This is a genomic window from Pontibacter pamirensis, assembly GCF_010015475.1.
Classification (GTDB): domain Bacteria; phylum Bacteroidota; class Bacteroidia; order Cytophagales; family Hymenobacteraceae; genus Pontibacter; species Pontibacter pamirensis.
On the sequence record NZ_SSNI01000006.1, the window covers coordinates 61,222 to 84,201 of the forward strand.

Annotated in this window: 20 protein-coding genes; 9 read left to right on the forward strand and 11 right to left on the reverse strand. The window is 50.1% G+C overall.

Features of this window, described 5'->3' with window-relative positions; genetic code table 11:
* Positions 1–6: 6 nt before the first annotated feature.
* The 4 genes from E1919_RS07335 to E1919_RS07350 are packed head-to-tail and all read left to right on the forward strand — an operon-like array spanning position 7 to position 3,206.
* On the forward strand, positions 7–417 hold the full coding sequence (locus tag E1919_RS07335; RefSeq protein ID WP_162052820.1) for an STAS domain-containing protein: 411 nt from the start codon (positions 7–9) through the stop codon (positions 415–417).
* Positions 401–814: an anti-sigma regulatory factor gene (locus E1919_RS07340; RefSeq protein ID WP_202915875.1), complete on the forward strand. Its 414-nt coding sequence runs from the start codon at positions 401–403 to the stop codon at positions 812–814. Before E1919_RS07335 ends, E1919_RS07340 begins: the two co-directional genes overlap by 17 nt.
* Positions 804–1,844: an ATP-binding protein gene (locus E1919_RS07345; protein WP_162052707.1), complete on the forward strand. Its 1,041-nt coding sequence runs from the start codon at positions 804–806 to the stop codon at positions 1,842–1,844. The genes E1919_RS07340 and E1919_RS07345 overlap by 11 nt, the downstream gene beginning before the upstream one ends.
* Before the next feature lie 6 nt (positions 1,845–1,850).
* Positions 1,851–3,206 carry a sensor histidine kinase gene (locus tag E1919_RS07350; RefSeq protein ID WP_162052708.1) on the forward strand — a complete coding sequence of 452 codons (1,356 nt, stop codon included), beginning with the start codon at positions 1,851–1,853 and terminating at the stop codon, positions 3,204–3,206.
* 80 nt (positions 3,207–3,286) lie between these two features.
* Here the strand turns inward: E1919_RS07350 and E1919_RS07355 are convergent, their stop codons facing one another.
* Positions 3,287–3,724: a response regulator gene (locus tag E1919_RS07355; protein WP_162052709.1), complete on the reverse strand. Its 438-nt coding sequence runs from the start codon at positions 3,722–3,724 to the stop codon at positions 3,287–3,289.
* A 429-nt stretch (positions 3,725–4,153) separates the two neighbouring features.
* Here E1919_RS07355 and E1919_RS07360 point away from each other — a divergent pair, with 429 nt between their 5' ends.
* Positions 4,154–4,420, forward strand: a complete 267-nt coding sequence (locus E1919_RS07360) for a sll1863 family stress response protein (RefSeq protein WP_237144097.1) — start codon at positions 4,154–4,156, stop codon at positions 4,418–4,420.
* A gap of 521 nt (positions 4,421–4,941) precedes the next feature.
* Positions 4,942–8,238 carry a S8 family serine peptidase gene (locus tag E1919_RS07365; RefSeq protein ID WP_237144099.1) on the forward strand — a complete coding sequence of 1,099 codons (3,297 nt, stop codon included), beginning with the start codon at positions 4,942–4,944 and terminating at the stop codon, positions 8,236–8,238.
* An 82-nt stretch (positions 8,239–8,320) separates the two neighbouring features.
* On the opposite strand, the gene E1919_RS07370 is transcribed toward E1919_RS07365, so the two are convergent.
* The gene (locus tag E1919_RS07370) at positions 8,321–10,597 is read right to left on the reverse strand and encodes an aconitate hydratase (RefSeq protein WP_162052711.1); all 2,277 of its coding nucleotides are present in this window, start codon (positions 10,595–10,597) and stop codon (positions 8,321–8,323) included.
* 191 nt (positions 10,598–10,788) lie between these two features.
* On the opposite strand from E1919_RS07370, the gene E1919_RS07375 reads away from it, so the two are divergent.
* Positions 10,789–12,060: a peroxiredoxin family protein gene (locus tag E1919_RS07375; RefSeq protein WP_162052712.1), complete on the forward strand. Its 1,272-nt coding sequence runs from the start codon at positions 10,789–10,791 to the stop codon at positions 12,058–12,060.
* Positions 12,061–12,237: 177 nt separating this feature from the next.
* Here E1919_RS07375 and E1919_RS07380 read toward each other — a convergent pair whose 3' ends face one another.
* The 6 genes from E1919_RS07380 to E1919_RS07405 form a co-directional block, all read right to left on the reverse strand.
* On the reverse strand, positions 12,238–12,693 hold the full coding sequence (locus E1919_RS07380; RefSeq protein WP_162052713.1) for a hypothetical protein: 456 nt from the start codon (positions 12,691–12,693) through the stop codon (positions 12,238–12,240).
* Between the two features lie 391 nt (positions 12,694–13,084).
* Positions 13,085–13,282 (reverse strand): hypothetical protein, encoded by a 198-nt coding sequence (locus E1919_RS07385; RefSeq protein ID WP_162052714.1) that lies wholly within the window; start codon positions 13,280–13,282, stop codon positions 13,085–13,087.
* A 113-nt stretch (positions 13,283–13,395) separates the two neighbouring features.
* Positions 13,396–13,911, reverse strand: coding sequence for a hypothetical protein (locus tag E1919_RS07390; RefSeq protein WP_162052715.1), 516 nt, complete (start codon positions 13,909–13,911; stop codon positions 13,396–13,398).
* 417 nt (positions 13,912–14,328) lie between these two features.
* Positions 14,329–14,952 (reverse strand): class I SAM-dependent methyltransferase, encoded by a 624-nt coding sequence (locus tag E1919_RS07395; RefSeq protein WP_162052716.1) that lies wholly within the window; start codon positions 14,950–14,952, stop codon positions 14,329–14,331.
* Between the two features lie 128 nt (positions 14,953–15,080).
* The gene (locus E1919_RS07400; RefSeq protein WP_162052717.1) at positions 15,081–15,596 is read right to left on the reverse strand and encodes an energy transducer TonB; all 516 of its coding nucleotides are present in this window, start codon (positions 15,594–15,596) and stop codon (positions 15,081–15,083) included.
* A gap of 119 nt (positions 15,597–15,715) precedes the next feature.
* Positions 15,716–16,693, reverse strand: a complete 978-nt coding sequence (locus E1919_RS07405) for a polyprenyl synthetase family protein (RefSeq protein ID WP_162052718.1) — start codon at positions 16,691–16,693, stop codon at positions 15,716–15,718.
* Positions 16,694–17,102: 409 nt separating this feature from the next.
* Between E1919_RS07405 and E1919_RS07410 the strand changes: the two genes are divergently transcribed.
* Entirely contained in the window at positions 17,103–17,948 is an 846-nt protein-coding gene (locus tag E1919_RS07410; RefSeq protein WP_162052719.1) for an alpha/beta hydrolase family protein, read from the forward strand.
* On the forward strand, positions 17,941–18,426 hold the full coding sequence (folK, locus tag E1919_RS07415; RefSeq protein WP_162052720.1) for a 2-amino-4-hydroxy-6-hydroxymethyldihydropteridine diphosphokinase: 486 nt from the start codon (positions 17,941–17,943) through the stop codon (positions 18,424–18,426). The genes E1919_RS07410 and folK overlap by 8 nt, the downstream gene beginning before the upstream one ends.
* 272 nt (positions 18,427–18,698) lie before the next feature.
* Here folK and fabD read toward each other — a convergent pair whose 3' ends face one another.
* The 3 genes from fabD to E1919_RS07430 all read right to left on the reverse strand — a co-directional run bounded on the left by fabD (position 18,699) and on the right by E1919_RS07430 (position 22,715).
* Entirely contained in the window at positions 18,699–19,577 is an 879-nt protein-coding gene (fabD, locus tag E1919_RS07420; RefSeq protein ID WP_162052721.1) for an ACP S-malonyltransferase, read from the reverse strand.
* A gap of 124 nt (positions 19,578–19,701) precedes the next feature.
* Positions 19,702–20,130: a thiol-disulfide oxidoreductase DCC family protein gene (locus tag E1919_RS07425; protein ID WP_237144107.1), complete on the reverse strand. Its 429-nt coding sequence runs from the start codon at positions 20,128–20,130 to the stop codon at positions 19,702–19,704.
* On the reverse strand, positions 20,127–22,715 hold the full coding sequence (locus tag E1919_RS07430; RefSeq protein WP_162052722.1) for a T9SS type B sorting domain-containing protein: 2,589 nt from the start codon (positions 22,713–22,715) through the stop codon (positions 20,127–20,129). Before E1919_RS07430 ends, E1919_RS07425 begins: the two co-directional genes overlap by 4 nt.
* Positions 22,716–22,980: the final 265 nt, after the last annotated feature.

A 22,980-nucleotide genomic window follows, 5' to 3' on the forward strand; every position in this document is an offset into this window, starting at 1 on the left:
ATGGATATGGACAGAATCCCAATTTTGAAACTGGGCCCCTTTCTGCTGGTCACCATACAGGTGGACCTTTACGACAGGTTAGCCCTGAACTTAGAGAACGATCTGATTACCATGGTTAGCAAAACAGGCGCGCGCGGGGTACTCATTGATATATCGGCTGTAAGTATAGTAGACTCTTTTATGGGCCGCATATTAGGCAACATTGCCTCTATGTCCGGCATAATGGACGCACAGACGGTAGTGGTAGGCATGCAGCCGGCCGTTGCCATCACGCTGGTAGAGCTTGGCCTCACGCTGCAGGGAGTGCACACGGCACTTGATGTTGAAAAAGGCATGGAATTACTTCAGGACAAGATTGGCCCCGACTATTTGCAGGAGCAGGACGAAGAGGAAGAGCTGGATGATCGTACTGAATAAGGACACGATGCAGATCGTGCGGGAACAGGACGTTGTTCTTTTCCGCAATCGTGTGCGTGAGTACAGTACGAAAATAGGAATGAGCCTTGTAAACCAGACAAAACTAATTACGGCAGCCAGCGAACTGGTCCGCAACATGCTCAAGTATGCCAACGGCGGCCAAGTTGTTATTGAAATTATCAGCAAAAGCGCACAGAATGGTGTCCGGTTAACCTTTACAGACCAAGGACCGGGTATTGCGGATATACAGCAGGCCATGCAGGACGGTTTCTCGACAGGTAAGAGCCTTGGGCTTGGGCTCCCCGGAGCTAAGCGCCTCGTAAATGAGTTTGACATACAGAGCAAACCCGGCGAGGGCACACGCGTAACCGTTATCCACTGGAAACATGGACGTTAATCAGCACCAGCAATTCATCATCCCCGACAAAAGCTACTCCAGCATAGCGAAGCGAGACATTACGCGCCTGGTGGAGAGCTATGGCTTCTCGCCCGCCGATGTAGGCAAGGTGAACATCGTTGTCTCCGAACTAGTTACTAACTTAGCAAAATTTGCCACTGGAGGCGGAGAGCTGCTGGTGAGGCCTTTCGGCAGCCCCATTACTGGCCTTGAAATTTTTTGCCTCGACAACGGCCCCGGCATGTCTGACCCTGCCCGCATGCAGGAAGATGGCTTCTCCACCTATGGCTCGGCAGGTGAAGGTTTGGGAGCCATAAAAAGGCAGTCAGATGAATTTGACCTCTATTCGCAGCCAGGTATAGGCACTACAGTGCTCTCCAGAATTTATAAAACCGGCAGAAAAAAGGACTTGGCGGCAGATATTACCCGCTATGAGGTAGGCTATGTGATGGTGGCGAAGTCAGGCGAAACGCTTTGCGGAGACAATTTTGCTATGGTCCTGCGCGGCCCGGACTTGTACCTGCTGGCCTTAGACGGCCTGGGGCATGGCGCAAACGCACACGAAGCATCCCAGGAGGCTGCCAAGTACTTTATGGGCTCACCGGCAACAGCACCTGCCGATGCGCTGCGCTACATACACGCTAACATCAAGCGCACGCGCGGCGCAGTAGGGCTTATGGCCAGCATCAGCGGCAGTACACACCGCATCAGCTACTGTGGCGTTGGCAACATTGCCGGGAAACTGTTTAACCAGGATAGCAGCATGGCCGGAGCAGCCTATAAGAATATTATCTCTTATAATGGTATATTGGGGCATAATGTACCCAACACCCTCAGCAACCAACAGCTTGATTGGGGGCGCGGCAACATGCTGGTCCTGCACTCCGACGGGCTAAAGTCAAGATGGGATATGTCGAAGCTCCCTTCTCTGAACCGCCACCACGCTTCCACCATAGCCGCTGTGCTTTATAAAACCAACAGCCGCAAGACTGATGACACACTTGTAGTTGTATGTAAAGGCAAAATATAGAAAGGGATGTCACGTAGTATACTCAAAATAAATATAACGAACGAACTGGACGTGGTGCTGGCCTATAAAAGGGCCATGCAGCTGTCGGAGCGGCTGGGCATGGCGCAGGCGAACCAAACGAAGTTTGCCACTGCCGTGTCCGAAATCTGCCGCAATGTGGTAGAGCATGTCGGCAACGGCGGCATCCACTTCAGCCTGGCAGAAGAAGGGGGCGTGAACTATTTGGAGGCCTCTATCACGGACAGGGGCCGCGGCATTGGCAACCTGGAATATATTCTTTCCGGAAGAGGCTCCTCTCCCAACGGGCGTGGGTCCGGCATCGTCAACTCCAGAAAGCTTACTGACTTCTTTGACATTGAAAGTGATTTCGAAAAAGGCACCAGGGTAACGCTCCGCAAAAAGCTTCCGGCCCAGGCACCTAACATGACAAAGCAGCTGCTGGAGAACTGGACGATGGAATTTGACCAGGAGACGCGCATTTCGCCTTATGCCGAAATCAAGAGACAAAATATGCAGTTACTGGAACTGCTGGAGCAACTGCACCTCCGCAACATAGAGGCAGAGCAACAACTACAGGAGATCCGGAGACTGAACACCAGGCTGCAGCAGTCAAATTCAGAGATAGGCATGCTGTTGGAGGAGCGCGACAAAAAAAACAGCCAGCTGCAGCACATAAACCAAAGCCTGGATGCCTTTGCCCACACTGTGTCGCATGACCTGCGGGCGCCACTGCAAAACATTAACGGCATTACCCTGGCTTTGGAAGCCTACCTGGAAGCGGAGCAGTTGGAGGAGGCAAATCATGTGTTCCCGATGCTACGCCAGCAAACACACAAAATGGACCGGCTGATTACGGGTATACTCGCTTACTCGCTGGCTGGCCGCCGCAACATCCAAAAAAACGCCGTAAACCTGTATACGCTGCTGCACCAGGTGGTGGCATCGCTGGATGTGCCTGCTGGTTGCGATGTATGTATACCAGAAGACCTGCCAGTGCTTTATACCGAGGAGATTTTCCTTTACCAGGTTTTCAGCAACATCATCGGTAACAGCATCAAACACCATGACCAACCCGATAAGGGTTCGATAAAGATTGCCTGCGAGCTAAACCCGGAGTTCCTTTCTTTTTCTGTGCAGGACAACGGCCCCGGCATTCCTCAAAAAAAACAACACCAGGTGCTGAGTATCCATGAGCTGGATACCAGTGTCAGGCGCTCGCTCTCTTCCGGGCTTGGTTTGTCTATTGTTAGCAAGATCATTGACAGAAAAGGTTGTAAGCTTTGGATAGAATCGGAAGGGCGCGGCAGCCGCTTTGTATTCACGTGGCCTGCCACCGAACTGATGCCTGAGGACTTTTCCTGAGTACCACAATATACCCTGTAATACAGAAGGCGCTGCAAGTTATTGCAGCGCCTTCTGTATTACAGGGTATATTGTGGTACCTATTTTCTCACCTTGAAAAACTCATCCATGATATCCCGCACATCGTGTTTGGTGAGAGCCTTGGAAAAATGCTTCCGCACCTTTTTAAAGTTCTTCAGCCGCTCCAGGTCATAAAAACTGGCCGAAGAAGTCAGCATCAGAATAATCATGTGGTCTCTCATATTGAGCCCACGCTTCTCATACTCTTCCAGAAAGGTAAAACCGTCCATCACCGGCATCTTTATATCCAGGAAAATCAGGTCGGGGCATTTGAACGCAGCATCAGGCACAGCATCACAGGCTTTCGCCAGGTATTCCAATGCTTCTTTGCCGTTACTCAGCACCAGTATTTCACTGGCTATCTGCATTTCACTCAACAGGCGCTTGTTCAGGTAGTTTGTTGTTTCATCATCGTCTACAAGTAGCACCAGATTCAAAGGAGTATTGTAAGAAATCATTAGGTAAAGCTCAGCCTACTTTATTTTGTCTGTATAAAACGCTAAAGTATCTGCTCCTGCCAATCAGCAGGCGGAAAGCACTTCATTCGCCCCTGCTAATATCGTGGACTTTCTTCAAATATCAAAATTGATATTGTGTTATGCTTTATCTTTCAGAAGCTTATTAAACCGGCGGCTGATGGCGCAGGTAGTCGAAGCCTGTTTTGCTGCGTTTTGTTGCGCTGGATGTCCCTCTCTAAGAAATTTTTATTTGCTTTTCCCTTTCCAGCACCCCTCCTATGTTTGCGCAATAAAGGTTAGAGCGGTGCCGCTGCAAATACATCTTTTTTTCTTGAGAAGAGTATGAAGATAAATGAAATGCCTTTTACGGCACGTGTAGAATGATTTAATCTGAAAATTATGGATCATTACCCTTTGAAACCTGAACATATGCGCGCACCTGATAATCTTACCCGCGAAGAGATACAGAAAAGCCTTAATGAACTGGACAGTAAGATAAAGGTGTTGAAAGGGCGGGCACATGCCACTGCCGCCGACTCAAACCATACCTACCACGAACATATTGCAGGCCTCGAGAAGAAGCGGGAGCTCATTGCCTCCAAACTTGCTGACGCAGAGGACAAGCAGAGTACCTGGCAGGATCTGCAAAGCGGGCTTGACAGCCTGAAAGACGACCTGAACAAGCTGTTCAAATAAAACACAGGAGCCCCTGCAACTCAATTGCAGGGGCTCCTGTGTTTTATTTGAATTTTCCCATCAACCGGATCCCGTAAAGCATCTGATCAAAGACCCCGGATTTTGAAGAAAGTACTCCCGTTGAAGTACCCGCCCGGTACATATGAATTCAACAAGCGGGCATTCTCACCAAACTATCAGCTACTATCACTTTCTCTTTCACTAAAGTATGCTCTGCCTATAGTAAACTGAGGCATGTCGAAAAAATTAATATCTATAGCTATTTGGTTATATAATGGAACATATATACTTTCGCAACGTATTAAAAATCGAATTTTAATTATACATTTACTTATAACAACTTATTGTATTGCCATTAACAGGAAATCTGTGTTTCCTGTACTGAATCAGGGAAAGATTTGTGAGAGAACAAAAGGAACCAAAAGTATACTTGATTTCATTCTATGTTTTCTTTCACACTGTCAGCACCCGTTCAGAAAAAAAAATAATTCACGCACCCATACCATAGCTCATTTGATTGCATGCTTACTCTTTTAATGGCGCTGAAACGCATCTTCTGGAGCGTAGCTGTATCTTTTGTGTTTATACCCTTACTGTATGCGCAACGCCCCGGCAACATCGGCAGCGGCACCGTTCCGCACACCGTCGTCTATAAACTGAAGCCTCAGTTCGGCCAGATGGCGCGTAGCAACCAAAGTGCTGGTAGCCTCCTTCAGGCAGCCATACAGGAGGTAGGTGCGAAGCAGGTACAGCAGAAGTTCCCGAAGGAAGCAGCAGCACAGGCTGCCAATGTGCGCAGAGCCGCGCCCGCTGTCGACCTGTCGCTGATTTATGAGCTGAAGTATGATGAGGGCTATACCCTTGACCAGGTACAAAAAGCTCTGATGAGCACCGGCCTGGTAGCGTACGTAGAGCCGCTTTATGTGCGGGAGCCGCTTGCCCAACCTAATGACCCTGCTGCTGACTCAACCAAATCCACACAGTATTACCTGAAGCTGCTGCAGGCCTATGAGGGCTGGGCTGTGGAGAAGGGCGACACCAATGTAGTGATAGCCATTCTGGACACTGGTTTCCGGCTCACACACGAAGAGCTTAAGTCAAAAGTGAAGCACAACTACAGTGACCCAATAGACGGCATAGACAACGACGGCGACGGTTACATCGACAACTTCTCTGGCTGGGACTTCTCAGACAAAGACAACGACGTAAATGACGACACTTCCTGGAAAGGGCATGGCACCAGTGTAGCCGCTGTGTCAGCTGGTGCCACGAACAATGGCACCGGTATAGCCAGCCTGGGTTATAACACAAAGTTTCTGCCTCTCAAGGTTTTTTCGTCAGTTTCCAACGGCTCCTTTGGTGGCTATGAAGCCATCGTTTATGCCGCTAACAAAGGATGCAAAGTCATTAACCTCTCGTGGGGCGGTGAGGGGCAGTCGCAGTATGAGCAGGATATTATTAATTATGCTGCGCTGGACAAGGACGTACTTATAGTAGCATCCGGGGGAAACACGAACAAACTGCTGGACATTTACCCGGCATCTTATGAAAATGTGCTTTCTGTGGGAGGAACTAACGCCGCAGATGTCAAGTACAAAGACCACACCTACAGCTACCGTATAGACCTGACAGCGCCAAGCGACAACATTCACACAGCCACCATCAACAACGACCAAACGTATGGTGGTGCCTGGGGCACTTCTTTCTCCTCTCCTATTGTAGCCGGAGGTGCGGCCCTGGTGAGAGCGAAATACCCCGAACTCAATGCCCGGCAGGTGGCAGAGCGAATCCGGGTCAGCACGGACGATATTTACGAGCTGGCAGGCAACCAGCCATACCTTGAGAAACTGGGGAAGGGACGCTTTAACCTGAAGAAGGCGCTGAAACAGCAGAATCTCAAATCGGTGCGTTGTACCTCATACGGGCTGGCTCTGACTACCCAAACTGCTTATGCGGGCAGCACAGTGGCCTTGGAAACAAGCTTCCTGAACTACCTTTCTCCCACTAAAGCACTACAGGTAACCCTCACTTCTGCCTCCCCCTATGTCAGCATGGAGCGGGGTACCCTGCCTCTGGGTAGTGTCGCCACCATGGGCACAGTCACTTCCGGCCTGCGCCCTTTTATCCTGAAAATTGCTGAAGATGCGCCTACCAACCACATGGTGCACCTGCGCCTTGGATTTATGGATGGCGATTATGAGGATTTTCAGTACATCACGCTGGTCATTAACCCGAGCTTTGTTACCCTGACCGCGAACGACCTGCACGTGTCGCTGAACAATGTGGGTAACATTGGCTATAACGGCCTTAATTTTAAGCAGGGTATTGGCGTAAAATACAAAGGTGGCCCTTCTCTATTATTTGAGGGAGGACTGATAGTGGCAACAGACGCTGGCAAGGTATCGGACAATCTGCATAATGAGAAATGGCTCAACGATGCTGATTTTATCTCATCAGGACCTGTTCGGCTGCGCTACGACACGCCTCTGGCTACCCAGGAAGCGCGTACGCTGATGGAGGCTACCGGAGATAAGCAGGTGGGCGTAAGGGTAAAACAGGTGGCCTCCGCCTGGATGGAAGCACCTGACCGCGACTACATCATCTTCGAATACCAGATAACCAACGTAACAACTGACACCATTGCAAAGGTGCACGCCGGCCTCTTTGCCGACTGGGACATTGGCAACTATATGCAAAACGCAGCCGCCTGGAACGATTCCCTAAAGCTCGGCTATGTCTACAACAAGCGATCTGCTTTGCCTTATGCGGGAATTAAACTTCTGACAAAAGACCAGCCAGTGTACCATGCCATAGACAACATGGGCGGAAACGACTCCACTGTGACTGTAGATGACGGCTTCTCAGATGCAGAAAAGTACAAGATAGTCTCTAACGGAGTGAGCAGGGTGAAGGCTGGCGGCAGAGCCGGTAACAATGTGTCGCATATAGTGGGTGCCACGCTCACTGATGTTGCCCCGGGTGAGACACGAACAGTAGCTGTAGCGCTACTCGCTGCTGATAACCTGACAAAGCTAAAAGCGCATGCAGCCGCAGCGCAGGAGAAGTACATCAGTATCAAATCAGGCCCTATGCCCACCCCAACACAGCAGGGCATCTGCGCGGGCTCTCCTGTTTTGGTTACTCCAGACAATGGCAGCGTGTTTAACTTTTATGCTGATGAAGCCAAATCACAACTCATTGGTACAGCGGATGCGCTTCCTGTTAGCTCGGTGAATGAGAACAGGACCATCTATGTCACCAATGCCGATTCTTTATTTGAAAGCACACCCGTACCCTACAGCTATATTATACCTGCTGAACCTGTCGCTGATTTTAATTTCGCCAAAGAGTTTGGCAATACTGGCCTGGCGACACAACTGACGAACAAAAGCAAACATACGGCTTTGGTAGAATGGAACTTCGGGGACGGCACTACCTCTACTGATATTCACCCAAGCCACACCTATAAAGAGACTGGCATATACGAGGTGACGCTCGCAGCATCTGACAGCCTTGGCTGCGTACAAAGCGTTATCACCAAGCAATTGCAGGTATACTCCGATCAGGTAACTGTTTTCCCGAATCCGACAGACCAGTTCCTCATCATTACGCTTACAAGGCCCGTCGACTGGGGCGACAGTGCCTCCAGCCCGCGCCTGACCCTGACAGACATGGCAGGCAAGAGCGTTTCTCCTCCCTCGCATATTTCCGATTCGGATTTATACTACGATGTGAGCAAATTAGCGGCAGGCGTCTACATCGCCCACATCACGTATAATAACACCAGTTCTGTAAAGCGGATATTAGTGAGGCACTAGCGACTGAAAGTACACGCTACCTATAAAAAGAGAAGGCCTCACTTAACGGTGAGGCCTTCTCTTTTTATTTAAGGTGCAGGAATTAAGCCTTTGCGCCTTTTTCCTTCAATCGAATCAGGTTAAGCGCTGAACCAGCCTTAAACCACTCAATCTGCCCCTGGTTGTAGGTATGGTTTACCATAAAGCTATCCTGGCTGCCATCGCTATGGTGCAGCACCACTTTCAGTGGCTGCCCTTCTCTGAAGTCTGTCAGGCCAATGATATCGAAAGTATCTGTCTCCTCAATCAGGTCGTAATCTGCTTTGTTAGCAAATGTAAGGCCCAGCATACCCTGCTTCTTCAGGTTAGTTTCGTGGATACGCGCGAATGACTTCACGATAACGGCACGAACACCTAAGTGGCGTGGCTCCATGGCAGCATGCTCACGGGATGATCCCTCACCATAGTTCTCGTCGCCTACTACTACTGTACCGATTTCGGCAGCTTTGTAGGTACGGGCTGTGGCAGGCACAGTATCGTAACCACGGGTCATGTCGTTGTATACGCTGTTCGCCTCACTGTTAAAAGCGTTCATGGCACCAATCAACATGTTGTTCGAGATGTTGTCGAGGTGACCACGGTACTTCAGCCACGGGCCGGCCATAGAGATATGGTCCGTCGTACACTTGCCTTGTGCTTTAATCAGTAGTTTCAGGCCTTTCAGGTCTGTACCTTCCCATGGCTTGAAGCCTTCGAGTAGTTGCAGACGGTCAGATGCCGGGTCAACCACTACATCTATCTGACTGCCGTCTTCTGCTGGAGCTGTATAACCAGCGTCTTCCACAGCAAAGCCTTGTGTTGGCAACTCAATGCCTCTTGGCTCATCCAGTCTTACCTGCTCGCCATCCTCATTTGTCAGCGTATCTGTCAGCGGGTTAAAAGTCAGGTCACCGGCAATAGCGAAGGCCGTTACAATTTCCGGTGAGGCTACAAATGCGTGTGTGTTCGGGTTACCGTCGTTACGCTTGGCAAAGTTACGGTTAAACGAAGTAATGATGGAATTCTTGCGCTTCGGGTCGTCTGTATGACGGGCCCACTGTCCGATGCACGGTCCGCAGGCATTTGCCAGCACCACACCACCCATCTCTGCGAAGGTATCCAACAAGCCATCACGGGCTGTGGTATAGCGTACCATTTCAGAACCAGGTGTGATGGTGAACTCCGCCTGCGCCACCAAACGCTTCTCAACCGCCTGTGCCGCCACAGAGGCAGAACGGGTCAAGTCTTCGTAAGAAGAGTTGGTGCACGAACCAATCAGGCCCACTTCTAGTTTTTCCGGCCAGCCGTGCTCACGCACAACGGAAGCAAACTGGGAAATTGGCCATGCGGCATCCGGCGTGAACGGTCCATTTACGTGTGGCTCCAATGTAGACAGGTCGATTTCGATCAGCTGGTCGTAGAAAGCAGCCGGGTCAGCATACACCTCGTCGTCAGCACGCAGGTGCTCTGCCACACCTTCAGCCATGTCAGCGATTTCCTGGCGCTCGGTTGCCATCAGGTAATCACGCATTTTAGCATCGTAAGAGAAAACAGAGGTCGTTGCGCCAATTTCAGCGCCCATGTTACAGATTGTACCTTTACCTGTACAAGACATCGACTCGGCACCATCGCCAAAGTACTCCACAATAGCACCCGTACCACCTTTTACAGTCAGGATACCGGCTACTTTCAGGATAACGTCTTTTGGAGATGTCCAGCCGCTCAGTCTACCAGTCAGCTTTATGCCAATCACTTTCGGGAATTTCAATTCCCATGGCATTCCTGCCATCACGTCCACGGCATCGGCACCACCCACACCAATGGCTATCATACCCAAACCACCTGCGTTCGGTGTGTGTGAGTCAGTACCAATCATCATACCGCCCGGGAAAGCGTAATTCTCGAGTACTACCTGGTGAATAATACCTGCACCCGGCTTCCAGAAGCCAAGGCCATATTTATTAGAGACAGAAGCCAGAAAATCATATACTTCTTTGTTCTCGTTGTAAGCGTCCTGTAAATCAGCGTCGGCGCCAACGCGTGCCTGAATCAAGTGGTCACAGTGCACAGTAGAAGGCACAGCCACCTGTGGCTTTCCAGCCTGCATGAACTGAAGCAGCGCCATCTGTGCCGTGGCGTCCTGCATGGCTACCCTGTCCGGCGCGAAATCCACGTAAGACTGCCCCCGCTCATGTGCGCCTCTGGCAGAGCCTTCGTAAAGGTGCGAATACAAGATTTTCTCTGTTAGGGTCAGCGGTCGGCCTACTGCCTGGCGGGCAGCAGCAATACGCTCTCCCATGCCGGCATATACTGCCTTGATCATTCCTAAATCAAATGCCATAGTTTTGCTATTGTTAGTTATTTAAAAGCTTTGTTATGAAGTTCACAAAGGTACGAAATCTATGTATCTCTAAAAACATTAACATACATGAATATAGGCTAAACATGGATATGCATGTATAATAGGCAGCATGTGGTTTTTAAAAACACATGCTGTACTTTTGTATCTACAAATTTTCAAAATATTACCGCATGAAACATCACTTTCTTAATACCCCTGCCAGCCTGATTTTGTTTTTGGTAATGGCAGTAATCCCGCTCTTAAGCTCCTGCAATCCGACGGAAACACTAGAAGACACACCCGCAGCAATACAAACAGGCACTTGGCGCGTAGCTTTGCAGGCGCAAGGCCAGGAAATTCCGTTTATTATGGAAGCCGAAGAAAAAGAAGGAAGCACCGTACTGTACCTGGTAAATGGGGAAGAGCGCATTCTTCTGGACGACATGCAGCAACAGGGTGATTCCCTTAAAATAGCCTTACACACTTTTGATGCGGATCTGATTGCCAGCGTGAACGGAGATAAGATGAAAGGCCGCTTTGTGAAGCACGATGCTGAAACGCCTTATTCTGTTCCTTTTGTGGCAGCACATGGCCAGCATAACCGCTTTGCAGCAAATCCCGCACCTGCCACCTATAACTTCGATGGAAAATGGGAAGTCCTTTTCACTGATAAGGAAGGAGCCAGCTACAAAGCTATCGGTGTGTTTAACCAGAACGGCAACCACGTAAACGGCACCTTCCTGACGGAGACGGGGGATTACCGCTACTTAGAAGGACAGGTTGAAGGAGCGCACCTGAAGCTGTCTACATTTGATGGCAATCATGCTTACCTCTTCACAGCCCAACCCAGCGGCGACAGCACCCTGCAAGGCGACTTTTACTCCGGCATGAGCGACCACGAAAGCTGGACAGCCAGGCGCAATGAGCAGGCACAGCTTGCCAGCGCCGACACCCTCACTTACCTGAAACCTGGCTACGAGGAACTGGCCTTTACTTTCCCAAACCTGGAAGGCCAGCAGGTATCTCTTTCTGACCCCAGGTACAAAGACAAGGTGGTGCTTGTGCAGCTGCTGGGCTCTTGGTGCCCGAACTGCATGGACGAAACTAAATTTCTGTCGCCCTACTATGACGAGAACAAAGACCGCGGCCTCGAAATCATAGGCCTTGGCTTTGAACGCAGCCCCGAGTTTGACAAAGCCGCCGCACGCCTGCAGAAAATGAAAGACCGCTTCGACATTGACTATGACTTGCTGGTAGCGGGTGTATCTGATAAAGAAGCGGCGGCCAAAGCCCTTCCTGCCCTCAACCACGTCATGTCATTCCCGACTACCATCTTTATAGGCAGAGACGGGAAAGTACGCAAGATACACACCGGCTTCTCCGGCCCCGGCACCGGCGAGTACTACGAGGCCTGGGTAGCTGATTTCAACAAGACAATGGAGGAACTACTGGCGGAAAAGTAATGTAGTAGTTGCCCGGCAGGCATGGCAAATTTACCAGAGAAACTGGAGCAGAAGAAATGCAAAAGTGTATCTCCAGTTGTATAGTATAGCAGATGGAAGGTAGCGGCTCGTGTAGAAGGCGAACGAGGCGTAGCCGAAGTATGACTTATATATGTTGTTGGCGTTTCGTTTTTCTATCTAACACATCCAGTACTTCTTGTTCTTAAAGTCTATCATTGAGGGACCACCTGTACACCCACCGATTTCTTCAAGGTTCACATCTTCTCTGTTACGTCCTATTATCCAGTCTCCAGATTTATGTTTGAGAATAATACCTTCATCCAACACTTCACCCTTCTTTGCTGTCAATTTGCCGTCGCCAGCATAAATTACTTTTACTGAATCGCCTTGTATTACTACAGTCACTTTCTCACCCATGGATTTCCCTTCCCACTCCGCGAATGCAACGTCAAATCTGTATTCTCCATCAGCTGGTATCGCTAAAGTAGTATCGCTACTATCTTTCTCTGTTGTCCTGTCGTCTGCATTTGTTGCTATCTCTGAACTTTCACTATTTTCTATCCTTGATTTGTCTGCTTTAGAAGAACAAGAAAACAATATGGTAGTCAAAAGTATAAATGAAGCCTTTTTCATAGTTCTAAATGCACGCCAACGTTAGTCCAGATGGCTTCTCGTTGGAGGAACGCGGTGCTCGTGAGTTTCCTCCAATGGCATCTGGACGGTGTTGCACTAAACCTTCGGTAGTTTACGTATATATACACTGTACCCTTCGTTGGTACATATTAGCATATCTTATTAAATATAATTAACTGATATTCAATATCTTGCAAAAATATTTTAGGCAGTTTTTACTACGCAACAAATTGATAATCAGTCGTTTATGTCGAATTTAAAGAAAACGAAAAACCCATTATATATAGTGTAGGCAAATCGGTAAGGTGCAACCACGGCTTCATTGTGGGCACTCCGTACCCAACGAAGCCTTAGTTGTTGGCATAAGACCTTTTAACCGTTGCTCTTTTCTTTATTCAAAAAGAGGTTTAACAGAAATCATCACTACAGCCAAAAAAAAAATACCTGTGCCACCATTGAGGTAAGCATCATCCTCTGCAAACTCTTTAAAAGTCTTTTTAGAATTCCATAATCTTGAAATTAGCCATCTTATTGCAGCACCAGGATACATAAAAATAAAATAGATAATTATCTCCAAGACAAATTCCATTATAAGTTAAATTAATTTGCTCTTAATTTGGGTTAATGCCAACGTTACTCGTGTAGCAGAATGGCGCAGCGTCAGCAAGCCGTACTGCTAAACTTTGTTGGCGGCAGGAGTTCTTACTTTTTCAATCTACTGTCTACTTCTCTAATAGCTTTGTTTACTCGTGGCTGTATAAACCATATACCAATTGGCCACCATACTAACATTAGAACTAATTCTTTCGAATACTCCCCAAACTTAGCTTCTCTTCCTAATTCAATCGACTTTAGTTCTTTTACAGGAAAGGCAGCAACATACAAGTAAGCTAAGATTATGAAATGAATTGGTAAGGCTTCTAATCCGCTAAATTCATAATGTTTCCCATCTCCAAAAACCAAGGCAACTCCAACAATTAGCAACACTAATACTCCAGTAACCAAAAAGAGAACATAGTTAAGCTTTACATTATCTGGAACATATTCATACAGTTCGTTTCCTAAAATTAAAGGAAAGCTTACTATGGCAATGAGGAAAAGAGTATCAAGAACAGCTTCCAACGTTGATGAATCGTCTATGCTTATGCTACCCGTAAAAGACAAGAACATAATAATTAGAAATAACTGCCAGTGCTTCGCCTTTAGTATTGCTCTCATTTTTCTTTAATTAATCTTACCGCCAACTACTAGATATAAGGAGTTATTCCGTTTAGCCGCCCAACGGGTGTCGTATAAACGGAACCGAACTAACGAATATACTATATATCCTGATTAATATAAAGTCATCTACCGATAGTTTCCCTTCCCCACGAAAGTACCAAAACCGGCACCTCCTCCAGCGCGCTGAAAAGGCTGTTTCGCTCCTAACTATTCTTATGCAAAACATAGAAAATTTCTGGTTGAAATTCTATCTTATAGTAGAACCAGTGGTAAAATACCCTTTTCTCCCTCATGTGCACGTTAAGATTCTGGAGGTGAAGCAAGTAAAGAGGTGGCAATGTAGCAGTACTACCAGCTTAATACAATTTCGGGATTGCCATGCTCATACTAGTCCAGCGGAAGTTTGTTCTGAGTCTACTCCGGCTTTAGCAGCCGCACAATTCTAAAAGCTCCACCCAAAGCTGCCGGTTTGTTTAGTTCCTGCTGTAGAGAGGTGTGACGGATGATGTCTCCGATGCTGCGGTTGATGTCGGAGAAGAGGGTGCTGGCAAACTGGTTGAGCAGCCGGCGCAGCGGCGAGGGCTTTTGACCGTCAGGCAGGAACTTGTCGAACACCATTACGGTACCGCCGGGTTTTAACACCCGCTCCACCTCCTTTATACAGGCCACCGGATCAGGAATAACGGCAAGTATCAGGTGCAGCAGAACTGCATCGAAGGAGGCATCAGCAAATTGCAGTTCCTGCCCGTCCATAACCTGTGCCTGCACCGGCAGGTCAAGTTGCTGCGCCCGCTCTCTGAGCCTAGCAATCATACCCGGTGTAATATCGATGGCTGTCAGGTTTGTGTAGCCCTGCAGGCAGGGCAAATCAAGACCGGTGCCGGCACCCAGCAGAAGTATGGCATCTGTGGGTTTTGCGTGAAGTAAATTGATAGACTGTTGCCTATACTTCCTGAAAATGCGGTCGGCTATAAAATCATAAACAGGAAGGTAAAGGGTGTACCGTATACGGTTCCAGGTGTTGGTGTTCAGGCTCATTTCACAGGTTATTTTGCGAGCCCTAAACTAATTAAAATATGCTACTCTGATTCACTACAGGGTAATTTGCCCTCATCATACAAGCTACGTTCCTGACTTTTACTTTATACTCTGATACCCGTGTTGTATTACTTACTCTTCACGTACCGCTGCACCATTGGGGGCAGTAACGTACATTCCATCGATTCAGTCACGGTGCCATCATCAAAAACCAGCACATGCTGAATCGCGTCTTCAAACTTACTCTCACTTTGCCCGCTTTTCGGGCATCCGAAGTTAACATTGTACACCACAGGTAGCAGATATGGCTTGCTCTCCACAGCTACACCATTCACTTCTCTCGGAGACCAATGCCCATTTGTTGCCAGCACCGTTTGCTTCAGAGATTTCGCAATTACAGGAGGTGTATCCAGCGTGCAGGCCACATTCTTTACTTTTCCGTCTGCACCAACCACAAAACGCACAAACGTTACAGAGCTGACACACAACTTAGAAAGTTCATGCACTTCAGGCAACAAGCCCTCGGCAATAAGCTGTGTCGGCTGCTTGTACTTTTCATGTTTAAACTGCGGTTCGTGGTCTTGCGCTACCACCAGAGACGGCAGCTTAAGTACCAATGTGATAACACAGAGTAGTACCTTCATAAGAACGAGTATAAGTAGTTGTAACAGAGAGCATCCATGCACCAGTGTAGGTACAATAATACAAAGTTAACGAACTATTAATATCAAAAAAATTAAATTTTTCTCACCATATAACTTACTTATTTTTCCCGCTCAATGGTATAAGCGATAAGCTGCTCCAGGGAGGCGCGCGATGGGGACGGGGGGAAAGTATTCAAAATTGCCAGCGCCTCTGCGTGATACTGGTTCATTAACTTTATGGTGTAGTCAATACCACCGGATTGTTTCACAAAATCAATCACCTGCTGCACACGTTTGCTGTTGCCGTTGTTGTTCTTCACATTATAGATAACGCGGCGCTTCGTCAGCCAATCGGCGCTGCGGAGGGCGTGAATCAGCGGTAGGGTCATTTTTTTCTCTTTGATGTCGATGCCCACCGGCTTGCCGATTTCAGCAGTGCCGTAATCAAACAGGTCGTCTTTAATCTGAAAGGCAATACCCACTTTCTCGCCGAACAGGCGCGCCTTCTCCACCTCTTCTCTGGAGGCACCTGCGGAGGCAGCGCCTACTGCGCAGCAAGAGGCAATCAGGGAGGCTGTCTTCTGTCGGATAATGTCGAAGTATACATCCTCTGTGATATCGAGACGGCGGGCTTTCTCAATCTGCAGCAACTCTCCTTCGCTCATCTCTTTCACTGCATTCGATACAATTTTGAGTAACTCAAAATCATCGTTTTGCAGCGAGAGCAACAGGCCTTTGGACAGCAGGTAATCGCCCACCAGCACGGCTATCTTATTTTTCCAGAGGGCGTTAACGGAGAAGAAACTGCGGCGGTAATTGGCATCGTCCACTACATCGTCGTGCACAAGAGTGGCGGTGTGCAACAACTCTATGAGCGCAGCGCCACGGTAGGTAGCATCACTAATGTCAGGGCGGAAAAGCTTGGCCGTGAAGAACACAAACATCGGGCGCATCTGCTTGCCTTTACGCTTCACGATGTAGCTCATGATCCGATCCAAGAGCAGCACCTTCGACTTCATCGAGGTCCTGAACTTCTTCTCGAACAGCTCCATTTCCGGCGCAATAGGCGCTTGTATTTCCTTTAGGCTGATGCTCATATGTTAAGTCCGCAATATTACTACCTGCTGCAGTGGTTTCCAAACGTGTTTCGCAAAACGGGGTTTAATTGCGGCTTAATTGTTAAATTGCTGCATCCCCCAATGGTTAAATTGCGCAACGGATAAATTGTTTGAGAGTCAGATTGTTTGAATTTAGCAAAATAGTTCAGCGGCTTTTTGTTACAGGCTTACTTCTTAATTCAGTCATAAATGAACTGCCATTCAATGTTAACAGCTGTGCCGGTACAATATTTCTAGTGTGAGGCCACTGAATAGAATAATAGGATTGAAATTTTAAGGATGCCAATGTCTTATAAAAGCCATACAAGTGTGCAGGAGCAACACCCGCCTGATTTAGTGATTTACTAAATCAACAATTTAACAATGAAGCCATATAACATTCAAATAGATGAAAGTAGATTTTGTAGTATACCCCGAGCACGGGCGGCCTTTTACCGCCGACGCCACCTATATGCCTGACGGCCAGCCAAAGCCCATCATCATTTTCACGCACGGCTTCAAAGGTTTTAAGGACTGGGGGCACTTTAACCTGCTGGCGCGGCACTTCGCTGAAAAAGGGTTTGCGTTCATAAAGTTCAACTTCGCCTACAACGGCACTACGGTAGAGGACCATAGCGATATGCACGACCTCGAGGCCTTTGGCAATAACAACTTTAGCCTTGAACTGGATGACCTGCAGGCGTTAATTGATTTACTTTATGATGCATCTGGCCCCATTACACAAAGCGAACTTGACCTGAACAGAATCTACCTGATTGGCCACAGCCGCGGAGGCGGAGCTGTTATACTTAAAGCCGCCGAAGACACCCGTGTAAAAGCCGTTGCCACCTGGGCGGCTGTGAGTGACTATGATCAGCGCTGGACAAAAGAACAGATGCACCAATGGAAACAGGACGGCGTGCAATGGATTTTGAATGGCCGGACGGGGCAGCAGATGCCTCTTTATTACCAGATGGTAGAAGACTACTACCAGAACCGGCCTCGCCTCGACATTCCGGAGGTTATCAAAAAGATGCAGCAGCCCTTGCTTATTCTGCATGGTGGGCAGGACGAGACAGTACCCGTGCAAATGGCCCATGCTCTGAGAAACTGGAAAGCAGATGCAGAAATGCACCTCCTGTCAGAAGCCAATCATTCCTTTGGGGGTTCGCACCCATACGAGCACAGCGAACTACCGGAAGCAGCCCGTACCGCCGCTGATCTGACTATAGATTTTTTTCAAAAGCATGCCTGAATTATACCTGCTCCTGGGCGGCAACCTTGGCGACCGCAGCTCTTACTTAGCGGATGCCCGTACAAGCATAGCCGCAGCAGTTGGCCTCATTACCCAACGTTCGAAGCTATATGAAACAGCCGCTTGGGGAAATACAGACCAGCCTGCCTTCCTGAACCAGGTGTTAGCAGTGCAAACAGAACTGGCGCCCGAACAGGTGTTACAAAAGGTAAATGCAATTGAACAGGAACTGGGCAGGGTCCGCCTCGAACATTGGGGCGCCCGCGTCATTGATATCGACGTTCTGTTCTACGATCAGCTCGTGCTCCAAAGCCAGCGCCTCACCATCCCCCACCCGCAACTCCACCTACGCCGTTTTACCTTGCTGCCCCTGGCAGAAATAGCTCCACAGCTGGTGCACCCGGTGCTGGGAAAAACGGTGAAAGACTTGCTGGAGGTGTGCCCAGACATGTTGGAGGTTCGGGTACATCAGGCATAGGATAAACAGTAGAGTTATTGCGTTTGACTGTAGGAACTCAAACAGGCAGATTGAAGAAAAGTATTGAAACTGACTATGATGGATAGCCAGCGACTGGGCCTCTTTTTTGCTCCGCCTCAACAAATCCTCCGCTTTGCCTGTTTTGACTGCTCTTGCCATACAAAAAAAAGAGAGCAGCTATGGAAAGTTCTTTATACTACTGGGTATAAAAACAAAAGTCCTTCCCCGCACAAACAGGGAAGGGCTCTGAACTGAGGGTGGTATAAAAAATATTACTCTGCAGAACTTACTTCTGCTGTACGGTCTATTTTCTTTACAAGACCCTGCAACACTTTGCCTGGGCCACATTCTACAAAATGCGTCGCGCCATCGGCAACCATCTGCTGTACAGACTGTGTCCAGAGCACTGGTGCCGTTAATTGCTTTATCAGGTTCTGCCGGATCTCCAATGGATCGGTGTGAGGTCTGGCATCCACATTTTGGTAGACAGGGCAAATACCGTCGCTGAAGGTTGTGTCTTTTATGGCTTGCGCAAGTTCTACTTCTGCGGGTTTCATCAGGGGGGAGTGGAATGCACCGCCCACCGGTAAGGGAAGCGCCCGTTTGGCACCTGCTGCCTTCATTTTCTCACAGGCAATCTCTATACCTCTGTTGGAGCCTGAAATCACTAACTGGCCCGGGCAGTTGAAGTTTGCTGCTACCACTATTTCATCCTCTATGGAGGCGCAGATCTCCACTACTCTGTCATCTTCAAGGCCAAGGATAGCCGCCATCGTAGAAGGGTTTGCCTCACAGGCCATCTGCATGGCCAGAGCACGCTTGTATACTAACCTCAGCCCATCTTCAAAACTCAGCACCTTGCTGGCAACCAGGGCCGAAAACTCCCCGAGCGAATGCCCTGCCACCATGTCCGGATTAAAATCTTTGGCCACTGCTGCCTGTGTTACAGAATGCAGGAAAATAGCGGGTTGTGTTACTCTTGTTCGCTTCAACTCCTCTTCGGTGCCAGTGAACATGACGTCTGTTATATTAAAACCCAGAATGTCGTTTGCCTTGTCGAACAGCCTTTTTGCCTCGGTGTGCTGCTCATACAAGTCTTTCCCCATACCCGTGAACTGAGAACCCTGCCCCGGGAAAACATATGCCTTCATTTCGTTAAATGTTTATTGTTATTCGTTTATCGTTTCCTTTTTGATTGGCTCAATTGCTGGATGGTTAAATTGTTATATGGTTGCTCAAAATTTATGTATTTTAACCATTTAACAATTCAGCAGTTTACGACACAAACCTTGCCCGTTCTTCGGGACTTGGCAGCATGCATGCTTCTGTTTGTCCGGCAATTTTATAGCGATGCCTGGCTATAAAACGGTATAAGAAGTTGCGGAAAGATAAAGGAATAAACCGGAAATAGTAAAGCACCGGGAAGAGAAAGTTAAGGTGACGTGCAATCCGAAGCACCGCATCGGACTCTGTAAAAAGCCTGCCCTGCTCATAAAACACAACTGAATCCGGCAGTGGGTCAGGGCGTTGCGAAAGCGGAACCAGCGCCTCTAACACACCCGATTGCAGGGCCGCAAAATTCAGATTGCGGCTCTTGTTGTGTTTCAGCACCAGTTGTACGCTTGCCTGGCAAAAGCCGCAGGTGCCATCGTAAAAAACGATGGCCTCCCCCTGCAGCTGTTTTGTTTTGTTTTTTATTATCATCTTACAATCTCGACCCACCCTTTGTAGGTGGCCCTTGCCTGGCTGGGGTCCAGGGTGTGGAACTCCACCTCGGCCTCATAATAGTAGGTGCCGTCGGTGAGGCGGTTGCCATCGTTGTCCACCCCCGCCCAGTTAATGTAAAGGTCGTCGCCCCCGCTCTGCGCACGCCGCTCGTACACCTGCACCCCCCAGCGGTTGAACACCTTGAAGTTCATGCTGCGGATGAAGGCCGTCCTGCGGTCGGGCCGGAAAACGTCGTTCAGCCCGTCCCCGTTCGGGGTAATGATGTTGGGAAGCAGGAAGCTAATACAGTTGTCCTTGCACACCTCGTTGCTCAGCGGGCTCTCCCGCCCCGCCGTGTCCGTGGCCGTCACCCGGTAGCAGCCCGCGAAGGACTCCAGCCCCACATGCGTGTAGGTAGTCTCCTCGGTGGTGCCCAGCGCCACGTACTCCACCTCCAGCGAAGGCCGGAAGTAGACCGTGTAGAAGGCTATCTGGTCGGTGCAGTCGCCGCTCACCTGCGGCACCCACGTCAGCACGTTCTGGTACGGCGGCTCCTGCGGGTTGCGCGCGAAGGCCTCGCAGTCCAGCGCATCCACGCTCAGCTCCGGGGCGCATACCACCTTCTCCAGCAGCGCGCACGCCTCCTGGCTCAGGTTCAGCAGCGGCTCAGGCAGCCCCGCTATCCCGTAGCCCCCAGCCGTCTCCACCACGTAGCAGTAGGTGCGCCCCCGCTCCAGCCCCAGGCCCCCGAAGGCGCCCGTGTCGCGGTAGCTGCCACCAGCGCCTGTGGCCTGCACACTGTCTATGAGCACCAGTTCAGCCCCCTCCTGCCGGTAGATACGGTGCAGGAAGGCGCCGTTGTCCCACGGCACATCATAAGTCCAGCTCAGCTCCATAACCTCCTCGTCGCCGGCAGCCGCCGCAACGGAGAGCCGCACGCTCGAGGCCTCCACGCTCTCCCGCAGCTCCGTGGGCTCGCCCCCGGCAGGTGACTGGTAGAACTCCAGGCGGTAGCGGTAGGCCAAATCCTGCGTATTGAGTCCTGTGTCCACGAAGACCGTGTCAGACATGTCGCGGCTACGGAACACTTCCACGAAGCCCTCCCCGGCGCCCATGCCCTCCTTGCGGTAGAGGCGGTACTCCAGCGGCGGGGTCAGCATGCCCGTCTCGGGCTGCGTCCAGCGTACCGTCACCTGCCCCTCTTCGGCGTCTGTCTCGTCCACCGTTACGTTGGTCAGGTAAGGGATGTCCTGATTGATGGCCACGCAGGTCTCATTGGAGGCCAGGCTTTCGCCCCGCGCTGGCGCCGGGAACTCAGCGTAGATGATGTAGCAGTACTCCACCCCGGCCTGCAGCCCCGCCCCGCCGTTGTCGTCGAAGAAGGTGGCCACCCCGGCCTCCACCTCTCCTACCAGCACGTAGCCCGTGGAGGCGGGCACGCCGGTCTCACAGTCGTCGGGCACGAAGCCCGAGGGGCCCTCCCGCCTGTAGATGCGGATAGCGGAGGCGTTCTGGCAGGCGTAGGGGTCCCAGTTGAGCGTCACGCTCCGGTCGCCGCCCTGCGCGGCAAGGTTCTCGGGCGCCGGGCCCACCACCCGGATGTTCCAGGCCTGCAGGTCAGCCAGCCGCGTCTCCCCCGGTGGCCGCACGTCCTCGGCGCGGAACACCACCTGGTAGGGCCGCTCCCGCACGTCGCCGCAGTCGGTGAGCCAGTTGAGAAGCCCCCGCGCCTCACCCGGCTGGCGCACCGTCTGCTCGAAGGTGGCCGGCGGCACAATGCCCGAGCCCGCCACCGTCAGGTTTATCAAGTCGCCGTCCGGGTCGGTGGCCACCACCACCCCGCGAAGCTCCGTGCCAGCCACCACGCAAGTGTCCTTCGGCTCGAGCACCGGCGGGCGGTTAGGGGTCTCGCGCACCAGTATCTGCATGTCGCGCACTACCTCGCCCAACTTCACGGCCCCACCGTTGGGCGAGACCCGCCACTCCTCCACCACGAAGGCCACGTTGTACTCTCCCTGCCGGCAGGGCGCGTCCCAGGTCATCTGCCCCGTCAAAGGGTCCAGAGAGAAGGTCGCAGGGCCGGAGGCGTCGGAGGTTGTGCAGTTGAAGATGAGGTGGGGCAGGTTGTAGCCCGGAACGGGCGAGATGTTGCCGTTCACATCCTCGTAACGCGGCACAATCAGTTTAAAGGAAAGGCTGTCACCGTCGGCGTCGTAAGCGCCGGGGTTGTGCACGTACCTTCGTCCCACTGCAGCAATATCTATCGGATCCACCGTCAGGATAGGTGTACTGTTGAAGCCACGCAGCGCGTTTATGTTGATAACGGTTTCTATAAAGAATGACCGTTGATCTGAGGGAGGAGCCATGTTCAGGATGCCGAGGTTACGGTTTACCCCCACCCAGGATACCCTGAAGGTACCGTCAGAAGGAAAGGTGTACTCCCACATGTATACTTCTCTGTCGGTCTCGTTTCCGATATCGACCACTGAATCACGGGCAACTTCCAGTATTACTCCTCCGCCCATGTTCATAAACACGACCGGATCTTCAGCGGAAGAAGCCTGATCGGTGAAAATGTTCATCCTGAAAAAGAATCTTCGCGGATTAGGATTTGGGGTGGTATCGCGTACTGCTGTTATGTCTCCTGCCCGGATATGCGTAGCCTGTGCCTCTGTGAAACTTCCCCACAATGCTATCAGCACTAACAACAGACTGCCGCGCAGCAAATACTTCATGCGTAAACTGTTTGGCATACGATTTTATATTTGGCGGTAAATATAGGTAGTAATTATAGGTACTTATCTAAACTAATTTTTTTAGATTTTATTGTCAACAAATGTCAACAAA

Excerpts from the sequence above, each read along its gene's own strand:
- E1919_RS07335 (WP_162052820.1), top strand. The coding sequence starts at position 7 with ATGGACAGAATCCCAATTTTGAAACTGGGCCCCTTTCTGCTGGTCACC.
- E1919_RS07340 (WP_202915875.1), top strand. The coding sequence starts at position 401 with ATGATCGTACTGAATAAGGACACGATGCAGATCGTGCGGGAACAGGAC.
- E1919_RS07345 (WP_162052707.1), top strand. The coding sequence starts at position 804 with ATGGACGTTAATCAGCACCAGCAATTCATCATCCCCGACAAAAGCTAC.
- E1919_RS07350 (WP_162052708.1), top strand. The coding sequence starts at position 1,851 with ATGTCACGTAGTATACTCAAAATAAATATAACGAACGAACTGGACGTG.
- E1919_RS07355 (WP_162052709.1), bottom strand. The coding sequence starts at position 3,724 with ATGATTTCTTACAATACTCCTTTGAATCTGGTGCTACTTGTAGACGAT.
- E1919_RS07360 (WP_237144097.1), top strand. The coding sequence starts at position 4,154 with ATGCGCGCACCTGATAATCTTACCCGCGAAGAGATACAGAAAAGCCTT.
- E1919_RS07365 (WP_237144099.1), top strand. The coding sequence starts at position 4,942 with ATGCTTACTCTTTTAATGGCGCTGAAACGCATCTTCTGGAGCGTAGCT.
- E1919_RS07370 (WP_162052711.1), bottom strand. The coding sequence starts at position 10,597 with ATGGCATTTGATTTAGGAATGATCAAGGCAGTATATGCCGGCATGGGA.
- E1919_RS07375 (WP_162052712.1), top strand. The coding sequence starts at position 10,789 with ATGAAACATCACTTTCTTAATACCCCTGCCAGCCTGATTTTGTTTTTG.
- E1919_RS07380 (WP_162052713.1), bottom strand. The coding sequence starts at position 12,693 with ATGAAAAAGGCTTCATTTATACTTTTGACTACCATATTGTTTTCTTGT.
- E1919_RS07385 (WP_162052714.1), bottom strand. The coding sequence starts at position 13,282 with ATGGAATTTGTCTTGGAGATAATTATCTATTTTATTTTTATGTATCCT.
- E1919_RS07390 (WP_162052715.1), bottom strand. The coding sequence starts at position 13,911 with ATGAGAGCAATACTAAAGGCGAAGCACTGGCAGTTATTTCTAATTATT.
- E1919_RS07395 (WP_162052716.1), bottom strand. The coding sequence starts at position 14,952 with ATGAGCCTGAACACCAACACCTGGAACCGTATACGGTACACCCTTTAC.
- E1919_RS07400 (WP_162052717.1), bottom strand. The coding sequence starts at position 15,596 with ATGAAGGTACTACTCTGTGTTATCACATTGGTACTTAAGCTGCCGTCT.
- E1919_RS07405 (WP_162052718.1), bottom strand. The coding sequence starts at position 16,693 with ATGAGCATCAGCCTAAAGGAAATACAAGCGCCTATTGCGCCGGAAATG.
- E1919_RS07410 (WP_162052719.1), top strand. The coding sequence starts at position 17,103 with ATGAAAGTAGATTTTGTAGTATACCCCGAGCACGGGCGGCCTTTTACC.
- folK (WP_162052720.1), top strand. The coding sequence starts at position 17,941 with ATGCCTGAATTATACCTGCTCCTGGGCGGCAACCTTGGCGACCGCAGC.
- fabD (WP_162052721.1), bottom strand. The coding sequence starts at position 19,577 with ATGAAGGCATATGTTTTCCCGGGGCAGGGTTCTCAGTTCACGGGTATG.
- E1919_RS07425 (WP_237144107.1), bottom strand. The coding sequence starts at position 20,130 with ATGATAATAAAAAACAAAACAAAACAGCTGCAGGGGGAGGCCATCGTT.
- E1919_RS07430 (WP_162052722.1), bottom strand. The coding sequence starts at position 22,715 with ATGAACATTTTCACCGATCAGGCTTCTTCCGCTGAAGATCCGGTCGTG.